The sequence below is a fragment of the Candidatus Pelagibacter communis genome, assembly GCF_001180185.1.
In the GTDB taxonomy this organism is placed as follows: domain Bacteria; phylum Pseudomonadota; class Alphaproteobacteria; order Pelagibacterales; family Pelagibacteraceae; genus Pelagibacter; species Pelagibacter ubique_F.
In genome coordinates this window covers 1-5,822 of record NZ_CVSS01000056.1, presented here as the reverse complement: position 1 = coordinate 5,822, position 5,822 = coordinate 1, and the positions used below count along the sequence as shown (strand labels likewise).

The 5,822-nt window shown below is 30.4% G+C and carries 7 protein-coding genes; 6 read left to right on the top strand and 1 reads right to left on the bottom strand.

The annotated features are described in order from the left end of the window. Window positions 1-129: 129 nt before the first annotated feature. Window positions 130-1,320, bottom strand: a complete 1,191-nt coding sequence (argE, locus tag AMN95_RS05275; protein ID WP_075522915.1) for an acetylornithine deacetylase — start codon at window positions 1,318-1,320, stop codon at window positions 130-132. A 29-nt stretch (window positions 1,321-1,349) separates the two neighbouring features. On the opposite strand from argE, the gene AMN95_RS05270 reads away from it, so the two are divergent. The 6 genes from AMN95_RS05270 to AMN95_RS05250 form a co-directional block, all read left to right on the top strand. Further along, window positions 1,350-1,691 carry a tRNA-binding protein gene (locus AMN95_RS05270; protein ID WP_075522914.1) on the top strand — a complete coding sequence of 114 codons (342 nt, stop codon included), beginning with the start codon at window positions 1,350-1,352 and terminating at the stop codon, window positions 1,689-1,691. 2 nt (window positions 1,692-1,693) lie between these two features. After that, complete coding sequence (locus tag AMN95_RS05265) at window positions 1,694-2,284, top strand: LysE family translocator (protein ID WP_075522913.1); 591 nt, start codon at window positions 1,694-1,696, stop codon at window positions 2,282-2,284. 3 nt (window positions 2,285-2,287) lie between these two features. Next, a complete protein-coding gene (gene acnA, locus AMN95_RS05260) occupies window positions 2,288-4,957 on the top strand; it encodes an aconitate hydratase AcnA (RefSeq protein ID WP_075522912.1) in 2,670 nt (889 codons plus the stop codon). 2 nt (window positions 4,958-4,959) lie between these two features. Beyond that, complete coding sequence (locus tag AMN95_RS05755; protein ID WP_256997959.1) at window positions 4,960-5,133, top strand: hypothetical protein; 174 nt, start codon at window positions 4,960-4,962, stop codon at window positions 5,131-5,133. Then, window positions 5,096-5,605, top strand: coding sequence for a hypothetical protein (locus tag AMN95_RS05255; protein WP_256997958.1), 510 nt, complete (start codon window positions 5,096-5,098; stop codon window positions 5,603-5,605). Before AMN95_RS05755 ends, AMN95_RS05255 begins: the two co-directional genes overlap by 38 nt. After that, on the top strand, window positions 5,598-5,822 hold a 225-nt coding region (locus AMN95_RS05250; RefSeq protein ID WP_143323773.1), incomplete at its 3' end, for a hypothetical protein. The genes AMN95_RS05255 and AMN95_RS05250, both read left to right, overlap by 8 nt.

Sequence of the window (5,822 nt, the reverse complement as noted above, 5' to 3'; positions counted from 1 at the left end):
TGCTAGTTTGACGGGAGATAATTCAAGAGAAGTGGTTTCCTTCGGAACAGAAGCTGGATTATCAACTACAAAATTAGGTGCAGGTGACTCAATGCCTACATTGAGTGAATTACATTAATATTTATTTTCTTAATTTGAAATAGATATTGAGTTTAAACCATCTAAAAAATTTAAGCATTTTTTTAATTCACTAAGCTCTATAAATTCGTCGACTTTATGTGCTTGTTCGATGGAGCCAGGTCCACAAACAACAGTGCTCATTCCAATTTCTTGAAATAATCCCGCTTCTGTTCCGAAGGAAACCACTTCTCTTGAATTATCTCCCGTCAAACTAGCAACCAGCTCACAAGCTTCAGATTTCTTAACTCTATCAAATCCTGTAACTTCTCCTATTATTTTTTTTGTAATTTTAGAGTCTGGAAAAACCTTCTTCATCTCAGGCAAAAGATATTCATTTGCAAAATTATCGATTTCATTATTTAAAAAAATTCCATCCTCTTTTACTACTGGTCTTGTTTCCCAATTAATGTGGCATTTGTCAGCGATAACATTGTGAGCTATTCCTCCAAATATACCTCCTACTTGAAGTGTAGAAAAAGGCGGATCAAATATAGAGTTTTTTGGAGCTCGTTTTTTAAGATCTTCTCTCAGTTCGATTAATTTATTTGCATATCTTGTAGCAAATTCAACTGCACTAACACCTTTATGTGGAGCTGAGCTATGTCCTGCTAATCCTTCAAAATAGGTTGTATATTCATAACATCCTTTATGAGCATCTATAATTTTCATCTTTGTCGGCTCTCCAATAATACAAATACCGTCCTGAATATTTCTTTTCTTAAGCTCTTTAATTAAAATTGGTGCACCAAGACATGCTGTTTCCTCATCAAAAGTAAATGAAAAATGTATATCCCTATTTAAATTCGATTTTGAATAAATAGGTGCATATGCTAAAGCACATGCAATAAAGCCTTTCATATCACACGAACCTCTGCCATATAATTTACCACCTTTTATAGTTGCTTTAAATGGATCCGTGCTCCAGCTTTTACTTACGGGCACAGTATCGGTATGACCAGATAAAATAATTGGTTTAACCCCATTTGCTTTTTTTGATTTAATAGTGGCAAAAAGATTTACTCTTTTTTTTTCTTCGTCAAATGTCTTAAAAGACCTGGCCCCAAGTTTGTGAAGATAATCCTCACAATAATTGATTAATGCACTGTTATCTTCTCCAGAAATTGTTCTAAATCCTATAAGGTCAGTCAAAATTTTAACTGAATTATTATATAATTCATCTAAATTAATATCTGTACTCATAACTAATAATTATTATAAATACAGCCATTATGAAAGAACAAATAACATATGATATTTTTGATAAAGTTGATATTAGAGTTGGTACCGTAATATCTGTAAAAAAAAATGAAAAAGCTAGAAAACCCTCTTTAGTCGTTGAAGTTGATTTTGGTGAAGAAATAGGAGTTAAGCAATCTTCAGCACAGATAACTCATTATTATAATGAAGAGAATTTAAAAGGAAAACAGGTAATTGGTGTATGTAATTTTGCTGAAAAAAATATTGCTGGAGTTGTTTCACAGGTTTTAATTTTGGGCTCAATTGACAAAGATGGTAAAGTAATTTTGGTTCATCCTTCACAAAAATCTGAAAACGGATTGCCAATAGCCTGAATATGCATCCAGAAATATTCTCAATAGCATTGTTTTGGTTTGTTGCAGCTTATACACCTGGGCCTAATAATGTCGTAGCTTCCTACTCAGGATTTAATTTTGGGATAACTAAAACCATTCCTCATATCCTTGGTGTTACTTTAGGATTTACTTCTTTAGTCCTTTTTCTGACGATTGGTTTAATAAATATTTTTAAGTTATTCCCAATTATTCAGCTAGTAATAAAATATTTGGGGACATTGTTTTTATTATATCTTGCTTACAAAATTGCTTTTTCCAGTAGATCTAGTGAGATAAAAAAAGAAAATCCAGTCAAATTTATTGAAACTTTTCTTTTTCAATATTTAAATCCAAAAGGTGTTTCAGTAGCAATAATTGTTGTCTCTACATACGTAGAATTGGGAGCAAATTATATAAGCTATGCGACCCAGGTGGTAGTTCTTGCCTTCTTATTTTCATCAACAAGCATAACATTATGGACGTTTATTGGAAAATTTTTGAGGAAATTTGCGACAAATGAGAAATTTATTAAGTATTTTAATTATGTTATGTCAGTTCTTCTTCTTTTGAGCATAATTACATTTTATATATAAACTATGAAACCAGGATCAAAAAATTCATATAATTCATTATCAGATTTAGAAATTGATAATAAAACTTATAAGATCTATTCCTTAACTAAAGCAGAGGATAATGGCTTAAATGGTATCTCAAAATTGCCAAAATCTCTAAAGGTGCTTTTAGAAAATCTTTTAAGATATGAAGATGATATATCAGTCAATAAAAATCAAATCGAAGCAATAAAAAATTGGCTTGATGAAAAAAAATCAAAAACAGAAATAGCATATAGGCCAGCAAGAGTTTTGTTGCAAGATTATACAGGAATACCTGCTGTTGCAGATTTAGCAGCAATGAGAGAGGCTGTAAAAGAAAAAAATAAAGATCCAAATACAATTAACCCATTATCAGCAGTTGATCTTGTAATTGATCACTCTGTACAAGTAGATCAATCAGCTAAACCAGAATCTTTTAATAAGAATGTAGAAATGGAATTTGAAAGAAATGGTGAAAGATATTCTTTCTTAAAATGGGGACAACAAGCATTTGATAATTTAAGGATTGTTCCACCTGGAACGGGGATATGTCACCAAGTGAATTTAGAATACTTATCTAAAGTGGTTTGGTCAGCAAAATATAAAAAGGATAATTATTTATTTCCAGACACCCTTGTTGGTACAGATAGTCATACTACTATGGTAAATGGTTTATCAGTTTTAGGCTGGGGTGTTGGTGGAATTGAAGCTGAGGCTGGTATGCTGGGTCAACCAATATCAATGTTAATTCCTGAAGTTATCGGATTTGAAGTTAAAAACAAAATGCCAGAAGGCACTACAGCTACTGATTTAGTTTTGACAGTTGTAAAAATGTTAAGGGATAAAGGAGTAGTAGGTAAATTCGTCGAATTTTATGGAGAAGGATTAAAAAATTTAACATTAGCTGATCGTGCAACAATTGCAAACATGGCACCAGAGTATGGTGCTACTTGTGGTTTTTTTCCAATAGATGATGAGACTCTTAAATATTTAAGATTTTCTGGTAGAGACAACTTAACTGTAAAAATTGTAGAGAAATATGCCAAAGCTCAGGGCTTATGGGCAAGTGATGAAATTGAGTTTACTGATAAGTTAATTTTGGATATGTCTACTATAGTTCCAACAATATCTGGACCCAAAAGACCTCAGGATAAGGTATTGTTGACTGATGCTTCTCAAAGCTTTAAAAAAAGTTTTGAAGAAATAACTTCCAAGAAAGAATTCTCAGTTTCTAAAGTTGCTAATACTGATTACGATATAAAAGATGGATCAATTTTAATTGCTGCAATAACTTCATGTACCAATACCTCAAATCCCAATGTTTTAATTGGTGCAGGCTTGCTTGCAAAAAAAGCCGTTGAATTAGGCCTTGAGGTAAAACCTTGGGTAAAAACGTCATTAGCGCCAGGATCTCAAGTTGTTACAGATTATTTAGAAAAAGCTGGTTTAAATATTTATTTGGACAAACTTGGTTTTAACCTTGTGGGTTATGGTTGCACTACATGTATAGGAAATTCTGGGCCACTAGCTGATAATATTGTTGATTCAATTCAAAAAGAAAATATCTATGCAGTATCTGTTTTATCTGGAAATAGAAATTTTGAGGGAAGGATTTCACCTCATATAAAGGCTAATTATTTAGCATCACCCCCTTTAGTTGTTGCTTACGCATTGGCTGGCCATATGGATTTTGATTTATATAAAGATTCTTTTGGAAAAGATAAAAATGGAAAAGAAGTTTTTATGAAAGATATTTGGCCAACAAATAAAGAAATAGAAGATAAATTAAAATCATCATTGAGTGCGGACATGTTTATTAAAAGATATTCAAATGTCTCTGAAGGACCTAAGCAATGGCAGCAAATTAAAACTGAAAAAAGTAGTATATATAAATGGGAGGCAAATTCTACATATGTAAAAAAACCTCCATTCTTTGACAATTTACCAGATCAACCTGAGGGATTTAAAAAAGTTAAAGACGCTAGACCATTGCTTATCTTAGGAGATATGGTTACTACAGATCATATTTCACCTGCTGGAAATATTCAAAAAGAGAGTCCTACTGGGGAGTATTTTATGAAGCATCAAATTTTACCTAAAGATTACAATTCATATGGTGCAAGAAGAGGAAATCATGAGGTTATGATGAGAGGTACTTTTGCTAATATAAGAATAAGAAATGAGATGGTACCAGGAACTGAAGGTGGATTTACAAAATTATATCCTGAGGAAAAAGTAATGCCAATTTATGATGCTGTTGTTGAGTATAAAAAAAGAGGCACTGATTTAATAGTAATAGGAGGCAAAGAATATGGGACTGGATCATCAAGAGATTGGGCTGCCAAAGGAACAAAATTATTAGGTGTTAAAGTTGTAATAGCTGAAAGTTTTGAGAGAATTCATAGGTCTAATTTAATTGGCATGGGCATTTTACCTTTACAGTTTATAGAAAATGTAAATAGAAAAAATTTGAATTTGAAAGGTTCTGAGCTGATATCAATTGAAAAAATTGAGGAAGGATTAAATCCATCAGACAAAGTAACAATTGAAATAAAGTATGTCTCAGGAGAAATTAAAAGAATAAAAACATTATGTAGAATAGATACCAATAATGAGCTTGAGTACTACAAAAATGGTGGAATACTGCAGTATGTTTTAAGAAATATGATTTGATTATGGATGAAGATACAGCAATTATAAATGCAAATACACGGAACGAAAAAATTAAAAATTTTTTTGTAAATAATAAAAAATTATTAATTACAATATTTTCATTGGCAGTAATATTTATAGCTAGTTTCTTTCTTTATTTTGAATATAAAGATAAAAAAAAAGCTAAAAATTTCTGATCAATATAACTCATTAGTAACTGAGTATTCAGAGGAAAATAAAGAATTCACCAAAAATGCTTTAATTGATCTCATAAATGAAAATGATTCAACTTATTCACCACTTTCTCTATATTTCATAATTGATAATCAGCTTACTACAGATGATATAAAAATTAATGAATTATTTGATTCTGTTATAGAGGGGACACCTTTAAATCAAGAGATTAAAAATTTGATAATCTATAAGAAAGCATTATATAATGCTGATACAAGTGATGAAAATAGATTATTAGAAATTCTTAACCCAATAATTAATTCAAATAGTGTTTGGAAATCACACGCATTGTATTTGATGGCAGAATATTTCTTTGCTAAAGATGAAAAACTAAAATCAAAAGAATTTTTTAATCAAATAATCTTATTAGAAAATGCTAATCAAGACTTAAAGATAGAGTCACAAAAAAGATTGAATAGAGATTTAAGTGAATAATCTTTTTTTAATTCTTTTGATCTTATTGATTGCTGGATGTTCATTTAATCAAAATTCCAAATTTTGGACATCTTCACAAAATATTTTACAAGAGGAAAATTTGATTTATAAAGAAATCTTTGTAAAGGAAGAAGCTTTAAAGAAAGAACTAAACACTAGCTTGACCATAGATATTGGAAATAGCATAAATAATAATATAAAGATAAGAAATTATTAT